Origin of the sequence: Abyssicoccus albus (assembly GCF_003815035.1) — a bacterium.
Classification (GTDB): Bacteria; Bacillota; Bacilli; order Staphylococcales; family Abyssicoccaceae; genus Abyssicoccus; species Abyssicoccus albus.
On record NZ_RKRK01000002.1, the window covers coordinates 412,192 to 435,756 of the forward strand.

Annotated in this window: 22 protein-coding genes and 1 pseudogene; 22 read left to right on the forward strand and 1 reads right to left on the reverse strand. The window is 33.6% G+C overall.

Going from position 1 to position 23,565, the window contains the following annotated elements; genetic code table 11:
- The first annotated feature begins 34 nt into the window (after window positions 1–34).
- Complete coding sequence (coaD, locus tag EDD62_RS02035; RefSeq protein WP_123807343.1) at window positions 35–541, forward strand: pantetheine-phosphate adenylyltransferase; 507 nt, start codon at window positions 35–37, stop codon at window positions 539–541.
- Here coaD and EDD62_RS02040 read toward each other — a convergent pair.
- Complete coding sequence (locus EDD62_RS02040) at window positions 531–1,709, reverse strand: tRNA(Met) cytidine acetate ligase (RefSeq protein ID WP_170152745.1); 1,179 nt, start codon at window positions 1,707–1,709, stop codon at window positions 531–533. The genes coaD and EDD62_RS02040 overlap by 11 nt on opposite strands.
- Window positions 1,710–1,880: 171 nt before the next feature.
- Between EDD62_RS02040 and EDD62_RS02045 the strand changes: the two genes are divergently transcribed.
- The 21 genes and pseudogenes from EDD62_RS02045 to pyrR all read left to right on the forward strand — a co-directional run bounded on the left by EDD62_RS02045 (window position 1,881) and on the right by pyrR (window position 23,497).
- On the forward strand, window positions 1,881–2,408 hold the full coding sequence (locus EDD62_RS02045) for a YceD family protein (RefSeq protein WP_123807345.1): 528 nt from the start codon (window positions 1,881–1,883) through the stop codon (window positions 2,406–2,408).
- Window positions 2,409–2,422: 14 nt separating this feature from the next.
- Window positions 2,423–2,596, forward strand: a complete 174-nt coding sequence (gene rpmF / locus EDD62_RS02050; protein ID WP_077140461.1) for a 50S ribosomal protein L32 — start codon at window positions 2,423–2,425, stop codon at window positions 2,594–2,596.
- 195 nt (window positions 2,597–2,791) lie between these two features.
- Window positions 2,792–4,408: a bacillithiol biosynthesis cysteine-adding enzyme BshC gene (gene bshC, locus EDD62_RS02055; RefSeq protein WP_123807346.1), complete on the forward strand. Its 1,617-nt coding sequence runs from the start codon at window positions 2,792–2,794 to the stop codon at window positions 4,406–4,408.
- 139 nt (window positions 4,409–4,547) lie between these two features.
- Window positions 4,548–4,979 carry a division/cell wall cluster transcriptional repressor MraZ gene (gene mraZ, locus EDD62_RS02060; protein ID WP_077140459.1) on the forward strand — a complete coding sequence of 144 codons (432 nt, stop codon included), beginning with the start codon at window positions 4,548–4,550 and terminating at the stop codon, window positions 4,977–4,979.
- A 25-nt stretch (window positions 4,980–5,004) separates the two neighbouring features.
- Window positions 5,005–5,943, forward strand: a complete 939-nt coding sequence (gene rsmH, locus EDD62_RS02065; RefSeq protein ID WP_123807347.1) for a 16S rRNA (cytosine(1402)-N(4))-methyltransferase RsmH — start codon at window positions 5,005–5,007, stop codon at window positions 5,941–5,943.
- Window positions 5,944–5,957: 14 nt separating this feature from the next.
- Window positions 5,958–6,335, forward strand: coding sequence for a cell division protein FtsL (gene ftsL / locus EDD62_RS02070; protein ID WP_123807348.1), 378 nt, complete (start codon window positions 5,958–5,960; stop codon window positions 6,333–6,335).
- On the forward strand, window positions 6,322–8,487 hold the full coding sequence (locus EDD62_RS02075; RefSeq protein ID WP_170152746.1) for a penicillin-binding transpeptidase domain-containing protein: 2,166 nt from the start codon (window positions 6,322–6,324) through the stop codon (window positions 8,485–8,487). The genes ftsL and EDD62_RS02075 overlap by 14 nt, the downstream gene beginning before the upstream one ends.
- A 13-nt stretch (window positions 8,488–8,500) precedes the next feature.
- On the forward strand, window positions 8,501–9,472 hold the full coding sequence (mraY, locus tag EDD62_RS02080; protein WP_123807350.1) for a phospho-N-acetylmuramoyl-pentapeptide-transferase: 972 nt from the start codon (window positions 8,501–8,503) through the stop codon (window positions 9,470–9,472).
- Window position 9,473: 1 nt separating this feature from the next.
- A complete protein-coding gene (murD, locus tag EDD62_RS02085; RefSeq protein WP_170152747.1) occupies window positions 9,474–10,859 on the forward strand; it encodes a UDP-N-acetylmuramoyl-L-alanine--D-glutamate ligase in 1,386 nt (461 codons plus the stop codon).
- Window positions 10,859–12,058 carry a cell division protein FtsQ/DivIB gene (locus EDD62_RS02090; protein WP_123807352.1) on the forward strand — a complete coding sequence of 400 codons (1,200 nt, stop codon included), beginning with the start codon at window positions 10,859–10,861 and terminating at the stop codon, window positions 12,056–12,058. The genes murD and EDD62_RS02090 overlap by 1 nt, the downstream gene beginning before the upstream one ends.
- 103 nt (window positions 12,059–12,161) lie before the next feature.
- Window positions 12,162–13,637 carry a cell division protein FtsA gene (gene ftsA, locus EDD62_RS02095; RefSeq protein WP_123807353.1) on the forward strand — a complete coding sequence of 492 codons (1,476 nt, stop codon included), beginning with the start codon at window positions 12,162–12,164 and terminating at the stop codon, window positions 13,635–13,637.
- 101 nt (window positions 13,638–13,738) lie between these two features.
- Window positions 13,739–14,702 (forward strand): annotated as a pseudogene (gene ftsZ / locus EDD62_RS02100) (cell division protein FtsZ); the annotation flags it as partial.
- Window positions 14,703–14,963: 261 nt separating this feature from the next.
- Window positions 14,964–15,626, forward strand: coding sequence for a YggS family pyridoxal phosphate-dependent enzyme (locus EDD62_RS02105; protein ID WP_077140451.1), 663 nt, complete (start codon window positions 14,964–14,966; stop codon window positions 15,624–15,626).
- 11 nt (window positions 15,627–15,637) lie between these two features.
- A complete protein-coding gene (locus EDD62_RS09305) occupies window positions 15,638–16,321 on the forward strand; it encodes a cell division protein SepF (protein ID WP_077140450.1) in 684 nt (227 codons plus the stop codon).
- 3 nt (window positions 16,322–16,324) lie between these two features.
- The gene (locus EDD62_RS02115) at window positions 16,325–16,609 is read left to right on the forward strand and encodes a YggT family protein (RefSeq protein ID WP_077140449.1); all 285 of its coding nucleotides are present in this window, start codon (window positions 16,325–16,327) and stop codon (window positions 16,607–16,609) included.
- A gap of 1 nt (window position 16,610) precedes the next feature.
- Window positions 16,611–17,405, forward strand: coding sequence for a YlmH family RNA-binding protein (locus tag EDD62_RS02120; protein WP_123807355.1), 795 nt, complete (start codon window positions 16,611–16,613; stop codon window positions 17,403–17,405).
- A 246-nt stretch (window positions 17,406–17,651) separates the two neighbouring features.
- On the forward strand, window positions 17,652–18,182 hold the full coding sequence (locus EDD62_RS02125) for a DivIVA domain-containing protein (RefSeq protein ID WP_077140447.1): 531 nt from the start codon (window positions 17,652–17,654) through the stop codon (window positions 18,180–18,182).
- Between the two features lie 292 nt (window positions 18,183–18,474).
- Window positions 18,475–21,228, forward strand: coding sequence for an isoleucine--tRNA ligase (gene ileS / locus EDD62_RS02130; protein WP_123807356.1), 2,754 nt, complete (start codon window positions 18,475–18,477; stop codon window positions 21,226–21,228).
- 124 nt (window positions 21,229–21,352) lie between these two features.
- Window positions 21,353–21,844, forward strand: coding sequence for a signal peptidase II (lspA, locus tag EDD62_RS02135; RefSeq protein WP_282957915.1), 492 nt, complete (start codon window positions 21,353–21,355; stop codon window positions 21,842–21,844).
- Between the two features lie 8 nt (window positions 21,845–21,852).
- A complete protein-coding gene (locus EDD62_RS02140) occupies window positions 21,853–22,761 on the forward strand; it encodes an RluA family pseudouridine synthase (RefSeq protein WP_123807357.1) in 909 nt (302 codons plus the stop codon).
- 208 nt (window positions 22,762–22,969) lie between these two features.
- Window positions 22,970–23,497 (forward strand): bifunctional pyr operon transcriptional regulator/uracil phosphoribosyltransferase PyrR, encoded by a 528-nt coding sequence (gene pyrR / locus EDD62_RS02145; RefSeq protein WP_077140443.1) that lies wholly within the window; start codon window positions 22,970–22,972, stop codon window positions 23,495–23,497.
- Window positions 23,498–23,565 lie beyond the last annotated feature (68 nt).

Consider the following 23,565-nt stretch of genomic DNA (forward strand, 5'->3'; position numbering starts at 1 on the left):
TTACGTACATATAGTTAAAAAGGAGGTTATCTTTATGTCAGAGAAAGGGATCAGTAAAAAGAAAATTGCAGTATGCCCTGGGAGTTTCGACCCGATTACATATGGGCATTTAGATATTATTCGAAGAGCGCGTCATGTATTTGATGAAGTGTATATCGCTGTTTTAAATAATTCAAACAAGAAGGGATTATTTACTATTGATGAAAGGTTATCATTAATTGAACAATCTCTTGACGGTGATATGGATGGAATCTTTGTCGAAAGTTTTCAAGGATTATTAGTCGATTATTGCAAGCAAGTGGACGCACATGTCATTGTGAGAGGGTTACGTGCAGTATCTGATTTTGAATATGAAATGCAATTAACGTCAATGAATAAGGCATTAGCGCCTGATATTGATACGTTCTATATTCAAGCGCGTAATGAATATTCTTTTGTTTCATCAAGTGTTGTAAAAGATGTTGTAAAACACGGAGGACAAGCATCTGACTTTGTACCAGACATTGTAGCAAATGCTCTATCTCAAAAATTTAATCAATAACTTCACTTTTATCGAGAATGACAGGCCTATTGAAGTCATTCTCTTTATGTTTTGTTATGAAATTATACATATTCGTTGATTCAATATTTTGACGAATTAAATGCTTATTTTGTTTGTTGACATTCGTAATTATTTCAATGTCACTATTTAATTGTTTTAAATATTTTCTTCCTTTTTGATTCATACCTAACACCCTTAACCCTTTAATTTCATCGATTTTTTGAATGTTAAGCATGATGTGAATTAACATTCTTTGAATAAATGTATACGAGTAATTTTTCGACTTCAGTAAGAGGCATAAAGCATCAAAAGACTCAATGTGCCGCATTTGATGTTTGTATTTGATTAATCGGTGTGCGAAATCTTCTTTCATCAAATGAATTCGCATTAAATCTTCATAGTTTATTCGTTCTAAAGTGAATAATATATAGGGTAGAAATAAGTCATTTGAATTCGGTTTTTGTTTTTGAATGAATTGATATGTTGAAGGTGGAACGTATTGGGACAAGTTGACAGTGTTATTAGGATTTTGATCAATTTGAGTGCTCCAATTATTTCTAATCGACGTTCCACTAGTGAAAGGGTCTTTTGTTAACTTTTTATCATGATGATGCGATGTTTTTCGTTGAACGGTATGAAGAGTCATTGGTTGATCAAGCATCATATTATGGTAAATGTATTGTGTTGCTAAAATATCATTCGGAGTATTATTAAATTGATTGTCCAATAGTTGATTCATGCTTTGAGCATATGTATTGCCTCTTCTCATATATGAAATGACTTCACGATTATCATTTTTGTATTCTTCGTTTATGATATGTAATTTCTTTGAAATCTTTGTTAGTTGATTAATTGAACCAGATTCTGATCCGAATGAAAGTGTCGATACATTTAAGTGTCTTAGTGCTTCTATAGCGCCTTGTGCAAAATATTGAGCACTTTGAATCGCAAATTGATGAGGAAGTTCGATGACTAAATCTACGTGGGGAAGTACCGTTCGAGTACGATCAAATTTACTTAAACATGCGAGTTCACCACGTTGAGTGAAATCTCCAGACATTAACGCAATGATTACACTATCCGGATGATCTTGACGAGCGCATTGTATTTGATATAAGTGTCCATTATGAAACGGATTATATTCTGAAATAATTCCTAAAGCATTCATCATTTAATCCCCCGTGCTTAATATGTTAAACTATATTATATCAAGGATTTGTAAAACTTTCGATATTGTATATTTCGAGACATAAATTATAACCGTTTCTGTTGAACATATGCTTGACAATTAGTATGAAAATCGTTAAAATAATTCTTGTGTCTTAAAGAGGTGACTTCTATGAAATGGTCATTAACACAACTTGCTAAATATAGAGGTTCTAAATTTGACTTCGATGTTGAACCTGATATGTCGTCGCTCATTGAGCGAACTGATATAAGACGATTTGAATCATTAACTGTATCAGGTCATATTGAAGTGAAACAAGAGCAGTATATTGCACAACTCCAAATTAATGGAATGTTTGTATTACCGTGTAAACGTTCGTTAGAGGATGTATTATATCCAGTTGATATTAAGACAACTGAATACTTCGTACTGAGTGAAGATATGATACTTGATGAAGAACATTACCATTTGATAGAAGGCAATGTATTAAATCTTGAACCTATCACGGAAGAATTACTCTTAGTTGAAAAGCCAATGGCAATTGCAAAAGAGGATGCTGAGCCGTTACAAGATGGTCGCGGTTATGATGTGATGAGTGAAGAAGCTCTTGTACAAAGTAAGCAAGAAGAGACTGAAGATTCTATAGATCCAAGACTCTCGAAGCTAGAAGAGTTGTTTGATCGAGATAAAAGTGAGTAAGGAGGAGATTAACTATGGCAGTACCAGCTAGAAGAACGAGTAAAACACGTAAAAGAAAACGTCGTACGCATTTTAAATTATCAGTACCAGGTATGATAGAATGTTCAAACTGTGGTGAAATGAAACTTTCACACCGTGTATGTAAAGCATGTGGATCATACAATGGTAAAGAAGTAATTAGTGAGTAATCACTAGAATGATAACCTCAAACTCTTAAAAGAGTTTGAGGTTTTTTTATGAATCGAGTACAGTTTTAAGTTCGTAGATTGAGGTAGAGCGTTGGAAACTGGTAACTTATCTATATTATAAGTTCAGTTGATTGAGTTAGATATCATAAGCACTTATAATAAAGATACTTGAGAAAATTTACCGGAGTGATTTAATTGTCGAAAATAGATGCAGTAGAATATATATCCGATTCAGATGAGTCATTTTTATATCAATATTCAAATCAGTTTGAACAATTTCAAAATTTATATCATCATGAACCATTCAATAAAGAAACTGTAAAAGCACGTCATACATATGCGCGAAATGATAGAAGTGAAGCATTAGCAAAAGTGATTCATAATTATATGACCCCATATGGACTATCAACTCAACAAATTGATCACTTACGTTATTTAAGAGAAGGTCATCAAGTGGTCATTGGTGGTCAACAAGCCGGAATATTTATGGGGCCTATGTATACACTCCATAAAGTGTTATCGATTATTATCTATGCTAAGGAACAAACCGAACTGTTGAAAGAAAAAGTGGTCCCTGTATTTTGGATTGCTGGTGAGGATCATGATTTGAATGAAGTGAATCATGGCTATGCATTAGATCGAAAACATAATAGGTTAAAAAAAACAACGTTAGATATTAATGATGTGACGACTTCAGTACATCATTATAAAGTTGATAAAAATAAAATGAAAGAATGGGTCCAGTCATTTTTTTTACATGAACGTGAAACAAAGCATACGAAAGAACTGCATAAATACTTATTAAATATTATCGATCGATCTGAACATTTCGTTGACTTATTTAGTCATATGATTCAAACATTGTTTAAATCAGAAGGTCTATTATTTATTGATAGCCATGATAGCAGATTACGCGAGTTAGAGAAGCCGTTTCTACATCGTTGGATTACCGAACAGAAGGCATTACATCTAGCTTATAAAGAAGGTCAAACAAATGCTTTAAAAGTGTTTGATCAGCTAACGATTTCTGTAAGTCATAATACGCATTTATTTTATGAATATAAGGGTGTTAGAGCGTCATTAAATTTCGATGGCGAACGTTTTCAAATTGGAGAAACTGATGTGTATTTCACCGAAAATGAGTTACATGAAAAAATTGATCGAGCACCACATTTATTCTCAAATAATGTTGTTAGTCGTCCGTTAATGCAAGAATGGCTATTTAACACGTTAGCTTTTATAGGTGGTCCAAGTGAAATAAAGTATTGGGCAGAATTAACCACCATATTTAAATTCTTCGATATGGAAATGCCAATCATCGTACCACGACTAAGAATCACATATTTAACTGCTGAAGTGTCTGAATTGATGGAACGTCATAATATAACGTTTAAAGATATCGATTCAAATATGTTATCTCATTTTGAAAATAAGATTAATGATGAATCAAAAGCGTTGTATAAAGATCATTTTGAACGTTTAAATCAGTGCTTAATGGATCAACTGGATGTCATTCAACAATCAGTTACTGATAGTCTTTCGAAGGAGTATTTAATGCAGTCAGAACATCGATTACAAAAAGAAATTAAATATATAGAACGAAAATTAAATTATTTAAATAAAAGAACCTATAGAAATACACTTAATGACTTGAAATGGATTCAATTAAATATGCATCCAAAAGATGGTTTACAAGAAAGAGTATTTCATCCACTCCACTTTTTAAACGAATATGGGTTAGATTGGTTTTCATCTACCACTTATCCACCACTTTCTTACACCAACCATAAAATCATTGTAAAAACCTTATAATATAAGACTTTAAAGCCCTTGAACAATTTTTGTTCAAGGGCTTTTTTTATATTAAGCTAAGCTTTTTTAAGTTATTTTTGGTTATTGGTGGTTAAAAGTGGGGAGATGTGGTAAATTATAAATAGGGTAGGTGAAAACTATGTTCATGGGTGAATTCCAACACCAATTGGATACTAAAGGACGCATGATTGTTCCCGCTAAATTTAGAGATGACTTGAAGTCTAAATTCGTCATCACACGCGGTCTGGACAAGTGTTTATTTGGTTATTCGATGGAAGAGTGGCATGACATAGAGATGAAACTTAAAAACCTACCAATGACAAAAAAAGACGCTAGAGCATTCATGAGATTATTCTTCTCAGGTGCTACTGAAGTAGAAATAGACAAACAAGGGAGAATCAATATCCCTCAAAATTTAAGAGAATATGCAAGTTTAACAAAAGAATGTACTGTCATTGGTGTTTCCAACCGTATTGAAGTTTGGGACCGTTCAGTATGGAATTCTTTCTATGATGATACAGAGGATAACTTTGAAAGCTTAGCTGAAGATTTAATTGATTTTGACTTATAAAAAATAATGAAGGGAGTTGTTCAATATGTTCGACCATACAACGGTACTGTTAAAAGAAACTGTCGATGGACTAAATGTTAAAGCTGATGGTATATACGTTGACTGTACATTGGGTGGTGCCGGACATAGTGAATATCTCTTATCACAATTGAGTGATGATGGTCATTTATATGCATTTGATCAAGATCAGATTGCGTTAGATCATGCTAAAGAAAAGTTGAAAGATCAATTGCATAAAGTGACTTTTATAAAATCGAATTTCAAAAATATAAAAGATGAATTGAACCGCTTAGGTATTGAACAAGTAGATGGAGTCATTTATGACTTAGGTGTGTCAAGTCCGCAACTAGATGAGAAGGAACGTGGATTTAGTTTCCATCAAGATGCAAAGTTAGATATGAGAATGGATCAATCACAGAATTTCTCAGCATATGATGTGGTCAATCACTATACATATGAAGAACTTGTTTCGATATTCTTCCGGTACGGGGAAGAGAAGTTTTCAAAAAAGATTGCCCGTAAAATCGAAGAAGTTAGAAATGAACAACCTATAGAAACGACAGGGGAACTCGTTGACATCATCAAATCGTGTATTCCTGAGAAGTTTAGAAGAACTGGTGGACATCCTGCTAAAAGAGTATTTCAAGCGATTAGAATAGCAGTGAATGATGAACTTTCGGTATTTGAATCATCATACATTGATGCGATTCAACTCGTTAAACCAGGTGGAAGGTTAAGTGTCATTACATTCCATTCTTTAGAAGATAGGATCTGTAAACAAATAAATAAAGAGTATACAGAAGTGACTCAAGATTTACCGAGAGGGTTACCTGTTATACCAGAGGAATTCGAACCGAAAGCAAGAAAGATAAACAAAAAGCCGATGACCGCATCACAAGAAGAATTAGATCAAAACCGTAGAGCGCGAAGTGCTAAATTAAGAATTATTGAAATTATTAAATAGAAAGAAGGGATATCGTGGCTTTAAATTACGAAGAAGTTTATCAAAATCCATCCGGTAAAGTACGTCCGAAAACGTCAAGAAAAACAGTCAAAAAACAAGTTGCCATTGGATTAACTCGTATTGAAAAAATAATTTATAGCGCGATGGTCTTCGTACTTGTCATGGTCGCAATTGCTATGCTATCGTTAAAACAAGATAGTTACGCACTTCAACAAGATATTCAAAGTGTACAATATGAATCCTCGATTCAGCATGAGACGAATGATGAATTAGTTACAGAAATTCATAACTTATCAAGTTATGATCGTATTAGAGAACATGCAAATGCGATGGGACTTGATGTGAATCATAGTAATATTAAGGTTGTGGAGAAACATGGTGAAGCCAAATAAACCGAAACGAAACTTAATGAATAAAGTCGGAGCAGTCCTATTAGTGAGCTTTTTTGGACTGTTTTTTTTGTTGCTTACAATACATATTAGTAAACTCATGTTAACTCAAAAAGCAAGTGGTGTAGACCTTGTTAGAGAAGCTCAGAAAAAACATTTTAGAGAAACGACAAATAGTGCTGAACGTGGGAAAATATTTGATCGTGATGGCGATGTGATTGCAGAAGATAAGGAAAGTTATCGTCTTGTTGCAATCGTGAGTAAACAGTATAAAGATAAAGATGGTAATCCTTTATATATACAAGATATAGATAAAGCGAGTAAAAAAATAAGTGATATTTTAGATGTAGAGAAAGAAGATATATACGATAGACTAAAAAAAGGTCAAGAAAATGGAAACTTCCAAGTTGAATTTGGTAAAGCTGGTCAAAATCTATCATTTAATCAAAAAAAAGCGTTAGAATCATCAAAATTAACTGGTATTACATTTATGAATACGAAAAAGAGGTTTTATCCTAATGGATTATTTGCACCTCATTTAGTTGGTTTTGCAGAAATGAATAGTAAAACGAAGCAAATTGAAGGACAACTTGGTGCTGAAAAAGTATTTAATAGTTATTTACAAGGTGATTTCGGTAAAACTGAATTTAATAAAGATATCTGGGGAACATTGATACCGGATTCAACACGAATTACCTCACCTCAAAAAGGTGGAGATATTTCACTGACATTAGATAAAAACATTCAATATTATACAGAAAATGCACTAGATCATTTAGATAAACTGTATGAACCGAAAAGCTCATTCGCATACGTAGTCGATGCGAAAACGGGTGAAATTTTAGCGGGTGCACAACGACCAGCATTTAATCCGAAAACAAGAGAAGGGTTTGGTGCATCGTGGGTTAACGCACTGTATCAACAACAGATTGAACCAGGATCAACATTCAAAGTGTTTGGACTAGCTGCTGCTATTGAAGAAGGTGTGTATGAAAGAGATAAAACGTATATGTCTGGTCATAGAACGATTGGAAATCATACGATTTATGATTGGAACCAAACAGGTTGGGGTCAAATCACATATAATGAAGGACTGCAGCACTCATCGAATGTGCTTATGATGAGGCTCCAAGATGAAGTTGGAACCGATAAAATGAAAATGTATTATGATCAATTCGGATTTGGTAAGCCGACAGGTGGATTATATAATGGTGAAATTAAAGGACAAGTACCGTGGGAAAAAGAAATTCAGAAAAAGACTACTGCATTTGGACAAACGATAACGGTAACACCTGCACAAATGTTAAAAGGAATGACTTCTATTGTAAACAATGGCGAAATGCTTAAGCCTTATTACGTAAAAAAAATTGAAGATGAACATAGCGTCTTATTTAAAGCAAAACCTGAAACTGAAAAGTCACCTATATCTAAAGAAACAAGTGAAAAAACGAGAAGAGAACTGACTGATGTTGTTAATGGTAATGCTGCAGGTGAGAATCCTTATAAATTAGAAGAGTATAAATTAGCAGGTAAAACGGGGACAGCACAAGTGCTTGACGAAGAGAATGGTGGATATGTTAAAGGGAACTATCAATATTTAACATCTTTTATTGGATATGCACCCTCTGATAATCCTGAAGTGATTATCTATATGGGTATGAAACAAGCTCAAAAAGATACTGAGAAAGTGTTTAATATCGGTGTGTCTGAAGCATATAAGCCGTTAATGTTGAACACGTTAAAGTATCGAGAAGTGAAAAGTAATACGGTTAGGAATGATGAAAATGACACGAAACAACCGTCTGGAAAAATGCCAAATGTGGTAGGAATGACACAGCAAGCAATGCATTCAAAGGTTGATGAATACAAATTAAACATTATAGAAATCGGAAATGGAGATAACATTTCAAAACAATCTATAAAAAAAGATCAAGCGATTGCAGCGAATGATACATTATTTATTCAATATGGTGATGAATTAACAATGCCAAATTTATCCGGATTAAGTAAGCGTAATGTGATAGAATTTAGTGAGATGACACAACTGAATATTGAAATAGAAGGTTCAGGTTATGTAGATGATCAATCAGTGAGTGTTGGCCAATCAATCAAACCTTCCTCAAAAATAAAAGTTAAACTTAAACCACGACATTAAAAGGAGGATCACGATGGAAAGTGCATTAATATATGGTGTTGCAGCATTTATAATGACTGCAATCATTACACCATTACTTATACCAATGTTAAAGAGAATGAAGTTTGGACAATCAATTCGAACAGAAGGACCTGAAAGTCATATGGTCAAAACAGGTACTCCAACAATGGGAGGATTAAGCTTTTTGGCAACGATTATGCTTTTACTGATCGTCTTGTTGTTTACTTTACCTCATTACAACACAATTTTTTTGTTAATGTTAGTCACATTATCATTTGGACTAATTGGTTTTATAGATGATTATTTAATCGTAGTAAAAAAAGTGAATGAAGGTCTAAGTAGTAAGCAAAAATTTTTAGCACAAGTCATTGTTGCAATAATATTTTATGCATTAGCTCAATTTGCAGGGTTACATGAATTCAATAACGCAATCACAATTCCTGTATTCAATTTCGATATTCCACTGAGTTATGCCTACGTATTATTCGTAATCTTTTGGCTCGTAGGATTTAGTAACGCAGTCAATTTAACAGATGGACTTGATGGATTAGCGACTGGATTATCGATGATTGCTTTCGCAGGTTTTATGGTGATAGCACATATTTATAGCAATTTTGAAGTGTTTATTTTTTGTGCAATTGTGATTGGAAGTCTCGGAGGCTTTTTAATATATAATAAGAATAAAGCAAAGTTATTTATGGGAGATACTGGTTCGCTTGCATTAGGTGGAATGATCGCATCAGTTTCTATTTTACTCGGTGCAGAAGTCGTATTATTGATTATTGGATTAATGTTTGTTATTGAAACGGCTTCTGTGATGTTGCAAGTCGCATATTTTAAGAAGACAGAGAAGCGTATTTTTAAAATGACACCAATACATCATCACTTTGAACTTTCGGGTTGGAGTGAATGGAAAATTGCGATTGTCTTTTGGATTGTTGGGATATTGACAGCAATACTTGGTGTATGGATCGAGGTGTTATAACGTGCATCGATTTGAACATAAAAAAATCTTGATTTTAGGACTTGGAGTCAGTGGTTATGAAACAGCTAAAGTGTTAAAAAAATATAATAATGACGTTGTATTAAATGAACAGCAAGATTTAACGAATCATCCATATAAAAAAGAACTCATTAATCTTGGCGTTCAAGTTATTGATCAGCACCATCCATTAGAATTGCTTGAAGGTATCGATTATTTAGTGAAAAATCCAGGAATTCCATACTCACATGAAATGATTGTAGAAGCAAATAAGCGACAAATTCCTGTCATTACTGAGGTCGAGATTGCGTATGAAATCGCTCCATGCAAAATTATCGGCATCACAGGGACTAATGGTAAGACGACGATTACACAGTGGATTACAAATATGATTAATCATGATGGAACTTATAAAGCGATTGCATGTGGAAATATTGGTCATGTAGCGACAAAAGCTGCATATGAAGCAAGTGAAAATTCAATATTGGTTATGGAACTTTCCAGTTTCCAATTACAAGGGACGATTCATTTCAAACCAGATATCGCGATCATAAGTAATCTATATGAAGCACATATAGATTACCATGGTTCTATAAAGGATTATCATTTGGCAAAGCTCAATTTAATCCGACGCATGGATGGACAAGGCGTAATGATATGTAGTGATCAAGTGGCCAATACTATGGACAAATTAAAGGATGAACTGCAAATTAATAAGAACTTAAATATTAATGTGATTCCTAATGAATCTATTCTAAAAGATGATTCATCCATTAAAATAGACGGTCATGAAATCGCTAAGATAGAACAAATGGTGATTAAAGGGTCTCATAATTACGAGAATGCTTTATGTGTATGTGCAGTGAGTGAGCAGTTAAAGTTAAATAGACAGTCGCTTTCTCAATCGATAGTTAAATTTAGTGGAGTTGAACATCGGTTAGAAGTTGTCAATACGAAATCAATAAAAGCATTAGTTATTAATGATTCGAAAGCGACGAATCCGACAGCAACGATGTTTGCATTGAAAGCGTTCGAAAAGTCAACGATTACGTTAATTGCAGGTGGTCTTGAACGTTCACAACAATTTGATGAAGTTAATGATTATTTTGAAGCAGTGAAGTACGCACTCGTATATGGTGAAAACAAAAATAGATTGGCTGATTTTATTAAACACAATCATCCGCACGTTATGGTCTATAAAGCGGAAACTTTAATAGAAGTCATCGACTTTTTATATACGGATAAGTTATTTAATCTAACGGATGTCATACTATTCTCACCAATGAGTGCGAGTTGGGATCAATACAAAACATATGAGCAACGTGGAGAAGAATATAAAAAGATTGTTCAACATATTGACCATTCTATAAGTAACTATGGGGTGGAATAATGAATTTTATTTTACAATTGATTCAAGATATCATTCAATTCATCCAAAAAATCATTGGGAGTATAAAGTTTCCAAAAACGCAACGCAAAAAAAGACGAGATGAAAACGTCAATATTGGCGAGCAGGATCAAAACATTGAACAAGACTATGTTGAGAATAATAACAAAGAAGATTATCATATAGATGATGAAATACGTGATGAAAATAATGTGATTGATATTTCTAGAAATAAGAGTGTAGATGAAGATATTGTTGAAGATCATGATGATGACTCTAGCTATGATGATGGCCCTAGTCAAAGTTCAACTTATACTCATATTAAATTTCCCCCATCACGCAAATTTATAATGATTTCGAGTTTAATTGCTATAGGACTAATAGCGATTGCATTGTTGATATTCTTCTTGACATCAATGAGCGATATTAAAGAGATTGAAATTAAAGGGAATAATACGGTGACTCAATCTGAAGTATTAGATATGACCAACCTAAACAAAACAGTTAAATATTTCGATGTTAATTCAAATGATATTGAACAAAAGTTGAAGTCGATGGATGAAATTAAAACGGTCCAAGTGACTAAACAGTTTCCGAACAAAATCTCGATTAAAATTAAAGAAAATTCGATTGTTGGCTATGTATTAAAAGATGAATTAATATTAGATATCAATAAATCAAAAAAATCATCCGAAAAAAATGCGATTAATAAAAAATATATACCGATTTTAAGCAATGGTAAACCACTCATGGATGAGGATAATCATGCTGAACTTAATGGACCGTTAATTTCAAAGTTTAAGCAACAAAGACTGACGCAATTAGCAGGTCAACTAAGTAGAATTGAACCTGCAGTATTAGATAGAATTTCAGAAGTGATTTATAAACCATTAAATCATTCTAACCAACGTATCCAACTGTATATGAACGATGGAGTTGAAGTGATCGGTGAGTTGAAAACGATTGGTCATAAGATGAATTATTATGATGAAATTGTTGATACAATCGACGATCCATCAACAGGCTATATTGATTTTGAAGTAGGCAGTGTGTTCCGTCAATACGAAGAACATAATGAGAAGCAATCTGAAGAAATAAAGGAATCAAATAAGTCAGAAGTCGTTGTCGAGATTAATCAAGAAATTAACGATGAATATAAACAACTTGCAAAAGAACTACGTAAAACATTGGAAGCAGAATGACACTATTAATCACTTTATTATTTCACATTGGTATGTAGTTATTGTAAACTAGATAAGAGATTGTAAATCAAAATTTTTAAATGACATTAGGAGGTGCCACATAATGAATGAACATTATTATGTTGGCTTAGATATAGGCTCAGCAAGTATAAAAGTTGTTGTTGGCGAGAAGTTTAAAGACGGTGTGAATATCATTGGAACTGGTGAAACATATACTGACAGTATCGAAAAAGGGGCTATCGTTGATTTCGAATCAGCAAAAACAGCGATAAAGGATACACTAAAAAAAGCAAGTATTGCATCTGGAGTGAATATTACAGAAATATTTGTTACAGTTCCATACACACTTTCTGAAAGTTATGAAGTTGATGAAATGCTTCAATTTGATGGACAGGAAACAGAACTAAAAGGTGAAGATATTGAAGAGTTGTTTGATCGTGTGACAGAACAAGTGATGGAAATGGATGATGTTGAGGTTATTGGTATTGAACCACTTGTATTCAATGTTGATGACATTCATGAAGTTGATGATCCAAAAGAAATCATCGCAACACAGTTTGTTGAATTGAAGGCGAGAGCCATTGGTGTAAAAAAATCATTGCTTATTAATTTATTAAAATGTGTAGATCAATGTGATGTTGAAGTTCTTGATGTATATTCAAGTGCTATCACGCTGAAAAATATTTTAACAGATGCCGAGAAAGAACTTGGTTCATTAGTGATAGATATCGGCCGCGATATTACAGAACTCAATTATTACCAGCGCGGTGTACTAGTAGCGAGTGATGTAGTATATAAAGGTGGACAAAATATAACGAATGATATAATGCATGCTTTCGAACTTTCATATGATGAGGCAGAAAGAGTCAAATCACAGCACGGTAATGCATTTTATCCTAATGCAAACGATACTGATATTATCTTTAGTACTGACACAAATGGAGATGAAGTTGAGTTTACTGAGCAAGACTTAAGTGATGTCATTGAGGCTCGAACTGAAGAAATACTTTTAGAAGTACTGGATCTTCTTCAAAAGCATAAAATTATGCATGTTAATGGTGGCTTTGTATTGACTGGTGGTACGACTAACGTACTAGGAATTAAGGAGTTAATGCAAGATATTGTCAGTGAGAAAGTAAGAATACATGTTCCTAACCATATGGGTGCTAGAAAGCCACAATTTAGTCGTGTAATATCTTTAATTTCTTCAAGTATTTACTTTGATGAGTTATTAGAATATGTTAAAATTGAGTATCATAACGATTTAGAGGACGGTAAAGAAATCGTTCCAGCAAATGAGGAACAACCGACCAAAAAATCTGGATTCTTTGATAGTTTTAAATCAAAGAAAAAAGAATCAAATGATATTGTTGAAGAACAGCCACAAGATAAAGATGAGCAATTTTCGGATGAGTTTGTTTCAACTCATCGTGATGAGGATATTCAACATAATGTTGATTCGAATGAACAAACACGACAAAACAATGATCACTCAAACAACGAAACAGTAGAACAAAATGATGAAGAGCGTAAAGAAGAATCTAAGTTACAAAAGTTTATGAAGTCACTTTTTGAATAAAGTAATCGAGTGAATTCGATTATATTTATATAAACAACTATACTTCACTCTTAAATATCAACAATCTAATCGAAATTATTGAAAATCAGGAGGAATTATTTATGTTAGAATTTGAACAAGGATTTAATCATATGGCATCACTTAAAGTTATCGGTGTAGGTGGCGGTGGTAACAACGCTGTTAACCGAATGATCGATCACGGTATGCAAAATGTTGATTTTATTTCAATTAATACAGATGGACAAGCGTTAAACTTATCTAAAGCGGAGTCTAAAATCCAAATTGGTGAAAAATTAACACGTGGATTAGGTGCGGGAGCAAACCCTGAAATCGGTAAAAAAGCAGCCGAAGAATCTCGTGAACAAATTGAAGATGCGATTCAAGGTGCAGATATGGTCTTCGTTACTGCTGGTATGGGAGGCGGAACAGGAACTGGTGCAGCACCAGTGGTTGCTAAGATTGCTAAAGAAATGGGTGCATTAACAGTTGGTGTCGTAACTCGTCCATTTGGATTCGAAGGTCGTAAGCGTCAAACACAAGCTGCTGCTGGTGTAGAAGCGATGAAAGCTGCAGTTGACACGTTAATTGTAATTCCTAATGATAGATTATTAGATATTGTTGATAAATCTACACCGATGATGGAAGCATTCAAAGAAGCAGATAATGTATTACGCCAAGGTGTACAAGGTATTTCTGATTTAATCGCTGTATCTGGTGAAGTGAATTTAGACTTCGCAGATGTAAAAACAATTATGTCAAATCAAGGTTCTGCTCTAATGGGAATTGGTGTTTCAAGCGGTGAAAACCGTGCAATCGAAGCAGCTAAAAAGGCAATTTCATCTCCATTACTTGAGACATCAATCGTTGGTGCTCAAGGTGTGTTAATGAATATTACAGGTGGAGAATCATTATCATTATTTGAAGCGCAAGAAGCTGCAGATATCGTACAAGACGCTGCGGATGAAGATGTAAATATGATCTTCGGTACAGTAATTAATCCTGAATTACAAGATGAACTTGTTGTTACAGTTATTGCAACAGGATTTAACGATAAGCCTTCAACACGTTCATCATCAAGACATTCTTCTGTTCAACCGACACAATCAGTACCGACTGATCGTGTTGAGAGAAGTGAGCGTCAAAGCGCTCCAGTAGAACGTAATGAGCGTGTAGAACAACAAGATGAAGATGTTCCTTCATTCTTAAAAAACTCTCGTAGTTCTAGACGTAATCGTCGATAATCTTAATGATTATTCATTTATATAATAAAGGCGTTGCATCGGTGCAACGCCTTTATTATGTATAGATAGTTTAGGAGGGTATTTAATGAAGTCAGTAAAACAAAATTTAAATCATATCCAATCGATAATCGATCAACAGTCACCTGAACAAAATATTAATATGATAGCAGTTACTAAATATGTTTCAAATGAACGGAAAATTGAAGCTTATGACGCTGGTCTCAGGCACTTTGGTGAGAATAGAGTCGAAGGTTTCAATGAGACATTTAATTTGTTAGCTGATAAAAAAGACTGTGTATTTCATTTTATCGGGACATTACAATCTAGGAAAGTTAAAGAAATCATTGATTATGTTGATTATATCCATTCTGTCGATCGATTAAGCTTGGCTAAAGAAATTAATAAACGTGCTTCACGGCCAATCGACTGTTTAATTCAAGTGAATGTTTCAGGAGAAGAGAGTAAACATGGTATACCAATGGATGATCTAGACACACTGATTGAACGAATAGTAGATATGGAGAATATTCATGTCGTTGGGTTAATGACGATGGCACCAATCAATAGTAACGATGAACAATTAACTCATATATTTAGTACGTTAAAAAACTTAAAAGATGAGATTAATAACAAATATGATACAATACAAATGACTGAATTAAGTATGGGCATGAGTCAAGATTACCATATTGCATTGAAACATGGTGCAACAATGTTACGCATTGGTACAACACTTGTTGGAGAATAGGAGTGGGCTAGATGGCTATTAAAGACATGATGAAAGGATTATTCTTTGCTGAATATGACGAAGTGGTTGAAGTCGATGAGTTTGGTGAGCCACTTAAAGAAGCACATGATCATTCTGGAAAAAATAATGAGAAAAAACAGCAATTTACTAAACCTAAAGTTGTCCCAAATCATAATGCTATAAATGATGAATCGTCAAGACATCATAAAACATCTGCGAATCAAACGCAATCTATTCAACATCGTACTGAAGAAAAAAAATCAGCAAAAATTAAAAACTTAAATTTTAATCAATTAACAGGATCTAAAAAGAAAGGTCTTACATCTAAACAAAACGAATCTGAAAATAGAAATCATAGTATCAAAAATGATGATCAAAATAAGCAAAAAAATACCCAAGAAGAGGTGAATAATATGACAACAAAACAATATACAACATCTCAAGTATGCTTATTTGAACCACGTGTATTTACCGATGCACAAGATATCGCTGATGAGTTAAAGAGAGATCAAGCAATATTAGTGAATATGCATAAGATGGAATATGAAGGACGCAGACGTGTTGTTGACTTTCTGAGTGGTTGTGTTTATTCATTAGATGGGGATATTCAAAAGGTTGGACAAGATATATTTTTATGTACACCGAGTAATGTTGGAGTACAAGGGGAAATAACAGAAAGTGAAAATGAGGTGTAGTGTGTGTTTGACCAAGGAGTAATCGTAACAGCAATAGAGTTTTTATTATTTTTAATAAAAATATACCGATGGGGACTTATAATCTATGCGTTTATGAGTTGGATTCCAGGCTTACAACAAAGTTCAATTGGGGATGCTTTTGCTTTTATATATGAACCATTTTTAGCACCATTTAGAAAAATTATACCGCCAGTAGGTGGGATAGACTTTAGTATACTCGGTGCATTCTTTACACTGATGATTATACAATTTATTTTAATTGAAATATTGAGAAATGTGATTATGTAACATGTCCAAGTACAATATTAAACAACATTTTAAAACAAATGAACATGAGTTAGTCGATGATTTTTATTCGAAAGCATCGGATGCTTTTCATCAATCAAGGCCGATCTTACTTGCATTCGTTAATCCTAGAGAAATGTTCATCATTGAATCCATTGTTAATTCATTTGATGAACTTCATTTATTAGCAGGGCCCAGTGATTCGTATGGTTATTGTGAAATGAAACGTGTTGTCATTGCGCCAACGTTTTATGACTTGGATGAACAGATGTTAAATATTGAATTGATGAGAATTCATTTTCCATATAAATTTACGACGATTATGCATCGAGATGTACTCGGAACATTAATGAGTTTAGGTATTTCAAGATTCAATATAGGTGATATTAGAGTGGCTGAGCAGTTTATAGATGTATTCATCCAATCTGAAATGAAAGCATTTTTTAAAGTCGAGCTGACTCAAATAAAGAATTCTCCAGTTGAACTTGAATTTATTTCGATTTCAGAAGTCATTGAATCAGATGAATCTTATGATGAAGTCGTTGAATTGTTATCAAGTTTACGTTTAGACGTTGTTGTCAAACAACTGAAACATATATCTAGAGATAAAGCACAACGTTTCATTAAAGCAGGTAAAGTAAAGGTTAATCATGTAGTCGTTCAGGATCAAACGATAGAAATTGATCAAAATGATTTAATCAGTATTTCTGGTTTTGGAAGAGCAGTCGTCAGTCAATTCGGGACATTAACAAAGAAAGATAAGATTCCAACAACATTTAAAGTATTAAAGTCAAAATAATTCATAATAGTACACAAAGGTTCCACTTTGTACTATTATGAATTTGTATACTTTATGGCACTAATTTTTTCCAAATCATTAATCTTTGGATTCAATGACTTGTATTACGAAAAAGTATTAACAGACATCATTGAAATGTAATTATTTACTACGATTCCGGTTTTGAAATTTGAATTTTACTTTATAACGTTGTAATAAATAATAATCAATAGTAATGATCAGTAATCAAAGAAAGAAGGTCAAACAATGAATATAAATGATATCCCTAATAAATCATTTAAAACCGTCTACAAAGGGATAGACGAAATGGAAGTCCGTGAATATTTGAAAGAAATTAAACAACATATCGAAGAACTTGAGAAAGAGAAAGAGAGTCTTCAAAAAATCATTGACGAAAAGAATGAAAACTTAAACAACTTCAAAAGTGTTGAAACATCCATTAGTGAAGCAATTATGGTCGCTCAAAAAGCTGGTGAAGAAACGAAGAGGTCTGCTGAAAAAGAATCTGAACGTATTATTAATCAAGCAAGATTGCATAGTGAAACAATGATTAATGATGCAATGATGAAGTCTCAACATATTGCAATGCAAACAGAGGAAATCAAAAAACAGTCTAAAGTATTTAGAGCCAGATATAAAAAATTAATCGAAGCGCAATTAGATTTATTATCGACGAATGATTGGGAAGAATTATTAGAATATGATAAAGATATTAACGTTGAAGCTCAATCAAAGGTTGACAATATTGTCAATAATGATGATAATGTAAATAATTAATTAAATTAAAACGATAAAGACACGTTTATATTTTAATTCATGAAAGAGCGAGTATGATACGGTGTGAGCATACACATGAACAAATATAAATATCACTTTATTGCAAATAATATAACTTTGAAGTGAACTTCTAATATGAAGTTAAGTTAGGTGGTACCGCGGTATTTGATCGTCCTAATATTAACTTTAGATTAGAAGTTTTTTTGAGTCATTATAAAATTACTATTGCCAACATCATAAGTTCAGTGAAAAGAACTATAGTCAACATATGAATCATATAGGAGGTATATTTATGGATTATAAAGATACGTTATTGATGCCAAAGACAGGGTTTAAAATGAAAGGCGGCTTAATTAATAAGGAGCCGAATTATCAAACGCAATGGGAATCACAAAATATCTATCAAAAACAACTCGAAAAAAACAAGGACAATACACCATACATTCTTCATGATGGTCCACCCTTTGCGAATGGTTCAGTGCATATGGGACATGCGTTGAATAAAACGGTTAAAGATATCATCCTTAGAATTAAGTCAATGCAAGGGTATTACACACCCTTTGTTCCTGGATGGGATACACATGGTTTACCGATTGAGCAAGAATTAACGAAAAAAGGTGTCAAACGTAAGGAAATGTCAGATGCCGAATTTAGAAAATTATGCGAAGAATTTGCATTGGATCAAATTGATAATCAAAGAGAAGTTTTTAAACGTCTTGGTATTCAAGGTGACTTTGACAATCCATACATTACGTTGAAAAAAGAATATGAAGCTGAACAACTGAGAGTATTTGCTAAGATGGTTGAGCGGGGCTTGATTTATAAAGGTAAGAAACCAATTTATTGGTCACCATCGAGCGAGAGTTCGTTAGCTGAGGCGGAAATTGAATATCAAGATAAACGCTCTCCGTCTATCTATGTTGCATTCCCTGTTGAAGATGGGAAAGGCGTTGTTGATCAAGGAGTTAACTTCATTATTTGGACGACTACACCATGGACTATTCCATCGAACCTAGGGATTAGCGTTAATGCGGATCTGAATTATGTTCAATTCTCATATGGAGAGTCAATGTATGTCGTTGCAGAAGCATTACTTGATGATACGTTAGAAGCATTAGAATGGGATGAAGATAAGGTTGATAGAATTCATGAGTTCAAAGGATCAGAATTAGAATATATTACGTGTAAACATCCATTATATGATAGAACATCACTTGTGATACTTGGAGATCATGTTACAACTGATGCTGGTACAGGGTGTGTTCATACAGCACCTGGACATGGTGAAGATGACTTTGTTGTCGGTCAACGTTATGATATTGGAGTCATTAGTCCACTTGATAGTAAAGGTGTATTTACAAATGAAGTCGAAGATTTAGAAGGTGTATTCTATGAAGATGCCAATAAAGTTGTCGGTGAAAGATTAGACGAAGCAAATGCATTATTAAGTCTTAAATTTATTACGCATTCATACCCACATGATTGGCGTACGAAGAAACCAGTCATCTTTAGAGCAACACCTCAATGGTTTGCTTCAATTCAAAAGATTAGACAAGATATATTAAATGCAATTGATCAGACTGAATTTAAAGTAGAGTGGGGACATAAACGTATTTATAACATGGTTCGTGATCGACAAGACTGGGTAATTTCACGTCAACGTGTTTGGGGTGTTCCGATTCCAGTATTTTACGCTGAAGATGGATCGATTATAATGGATAAACAACTGATCGATCATGTTGCATCACTCGTAGAACAGCATGGTACGAATGTTTGGTACGAACGTGAAGCAAAAGACTTATTGCCTGATGGTTATACACATCCTGGAAGTCCTAATGGGGATTTCACAAAAGAAATGGATATTATGGACGTATGGTTTGATTCTGGCTCTAGTCATCAAGCAGTTGTTGCTCGTCGAGAAGAATTATCGTTCCCTGCTGATTTATACTTTGAAGGAAGCGATCAATATAGAGGATGGTTTAACTCATCAATCACGACAAGTGTGGCGGTAGCAAATCAATCACCGTACAAAATGTTATTGAGCCATGGCTTTGTTATGGATGGTGAAGGGAAGAAGATGAGTAAATCAGTCGGTAATGTCATCGACCCAGCCAAAGTGATGAAACAAATGGGTGCTGATATTATTCGACTTTGGGCGATGAGTGTCGATTATGAATCTGATGTCCGTGTATCTCAAGATATTTTGAAACAAAACTCAGAAGTCTACCGTAAAATTAGAAACACATTTAGATTTATGCTTGGGAATGTTGCGGACTATGACCCAAATGAGAATAAGATTGATTACGATCAATTAGAAGAAATTGATCAGTTCATGCTTCAATCTTATTATCGAATGATGAATGCATCAATCGAAGATTATAACCGTCATGAATTTCTACCAGTATATCAACGTATTCAAAACTTTATAAACGTTGAATTAAGTAACTTCTACTTAGATTACGGTAAAGATATATTGTATATTGAAGCGATGAATGATCATAAACGTCGTAGTATGCAAACTGTACTCTATGAGATTTTAACAGGTATGACGAAGTTACTTGCTCCAATTTTAGTACACACGGCTGAAGAAGTATATGAGCATACACCACATACAACAGAAGAGAGTATTCATTTGGAATCTATGCCAGAGCAGGTAGAAGTAGATTTAGCGATTATTAAACGATGGAATGATATTTTGTCGATTCGTGATGATGTATTGCGTGCATTAGAGAAGAGTCGTAATGATAAAGTCATCGGTAAATCATTAGAAGCTCAAGTCACAATTGGGAACACAAAACAATTTGATGCTGTGACGAAATTAAAAGAAATAAATACGCAATTAAAGCAGTTATTTATCGTTTCAAAAGTAGATATCGCTACAGAAGTTGATGAATCTTTTGAACAATATCAATATGCGGCTGTTAAAGTTCAGCATGCCGATGGGATTAAATGTGAAAGATGTTGGAACTATGTAGATGACACTGTTGAAGACGAAGCACATCCTAATTTATGTGTACGTTGTCACGACGTTGTTACGAAATCATAATAGACTAAATAAAGAGTTCACCTCTTTTGGGGTGAACTCTTTTAATGTTAATGTACTCGATATGGTACAATGAATGATATGCAGAGTAAATGATTTATATTTAATTTCTAATTGAAAAGGTGACCTGATGAAAAAGTATATTAATGCAATCGTGATTATTTTAGGCGTTATATTGATCGATCAATTATCGAAATTATTCATCCAACGGAGTATGGAACTTGGTGATTCAATTAAAGTAATAGAAGATTTATTTTACATTACATCGCATAGAAACTCAGGTGCTGCATGGGGTATGTTAGAAGGCCAAATGATTTTCTTCTATATTATGACGGTGATTGTATTAGGATTACTCGTGTATTTGTTTATGTATGAAGCACATAGCCGACTAATGCAATACGGAATTGCACTCATTATTGGTGGAGCAATTGGAAACTTTATTGATCGTGTATTATATCAACATGTTATAGACTTTATTGATGTCTATATTGGAACATATGATTTTCCCATATTTAATGTTGCCGATAGTGCGTTGACCATTGGAGTAATATTATTGTTTATTCATATGATGAAAGATTTTATATCAGACAAAAAAGAACAGAAAATGAAAACAAAGTAGGAGATATTATGCAACAACAATTTGAATTTCATATCGAAGAAGAATCTGGCCGTATTGATAAATATTTGACAGAGCAAAATAGTGACTGGTCAAGGTCTCAAATCCAAGATTGGATCAAGCTTGGCTTAGTGACTGTGAATGACAAACCAATTAAACCGAATTATCAAGTCAGTAACGGTGATTATATTGTAGTCACTGAAAAAGAACAGCAAAAAATTGATTTAACCCCTGAAAATTTAAATTTAAATATTGTTTATGAAGATGATGATGTGGCTGTAGTGTATAAACCGAAAGGTATGGTTGTTCATCCTGCACCAGGCCATCCAACGAAGACGTTAGTTCATGGTCTATTGTATCAGTTGAAAAATTTATCGGGGATTAATGGTGAAATAAGACCTGGTATTGTTCATCGAATTGATATGGATACTTCTGGACTATTGATGGTTGCTAAAAATGATATTGCACATAGAGCATTAGTTGAACAACTTGTAGACAAATCAGTGACTCGGGTCTATACGGCACTTGTTCATGGTGTAATACCACACAATAATGGAACGATTGAAGCGCCTATTGGTCGTAATCCGAAAGAGCGACAAGAAATGGCAATTGTGGATGATGGTAAAGAAGCGACAACACATTTCAATGTTTTGAAGCGTTATGAAAATTATACACTCGTTGAATGTATATTAGAAACGGGTAGGACACATCAAATTCGTGTTCATATGAAGTATATTGGATATCCACTTGTCGGAGATCCAAAGTATGGTCCGAAGAAGACGATGGATACGGGTGGACAAATGTTACATGCAGGAGTAATTGGTTTTAATCATCCGACAAAGAATGAATATATGGAATTTGAATCACCACTACCAGATGCATTCGAATCCGTATTAAAAAAATTACGTCCAATGACTTGATGAAATGTTATGCCAATGATATGATGTATATAATTAAATAGAACATGCTTTAACTATGTCCTGTGAGACATAAAAGATGAATGAGTAGATATCATAAGTGCGAGACACGTATATGTATATCACTGTAATTTTTTATGGGTTTTAACCACCTCTACTAGGCATAGTAGAGGTGGTTTTTTTGTATTACACTTATAAGGAGGTTCTAAAGATGACGATTAGTAAGGTACTTGATGAAAAGCAAATGATGCGTGCTTTAACACGTATGTCTCATGAAATTTTAGAAAATAATAAGGGCACTCAAGATTTAATACTTGTCGGAATTAAGACACGTGGTGAATATTTAGCTACATTCATTCAACAGAAAATTGAACAGATTGAAGGGATAGCTGTTCCAATTGAGCATATTGATATTTCAGGATATCGTGATGATATAGACGAAAAAACACGTGAAGTTTATTTAAAATTGAATATTGACCATCAACACGTCATATTAATTGATGATGTATTGTATACAGGTAGAACAGTTAGAGCTGCGATGGACGCATTGTTAGATCATGGTCGCCCAAAGAAGATATCACTCGCAACATTGATTGACCGAGGACATCGTGAACTACCAATCCGTGCTGATTTCGTTGGGAAGAATATTCCAACATCCAAAGAGGAATCTATACATGTCTACGTGAAGGAAATCGATGATTTAAACGAAGTTTCGATTTCTAAAGGGATAGATAAATAATTAGTACTACAATACAAACGAAATTAATATCGTGTACTTTCACTTTATTAGTTTCAATATTAATAAAG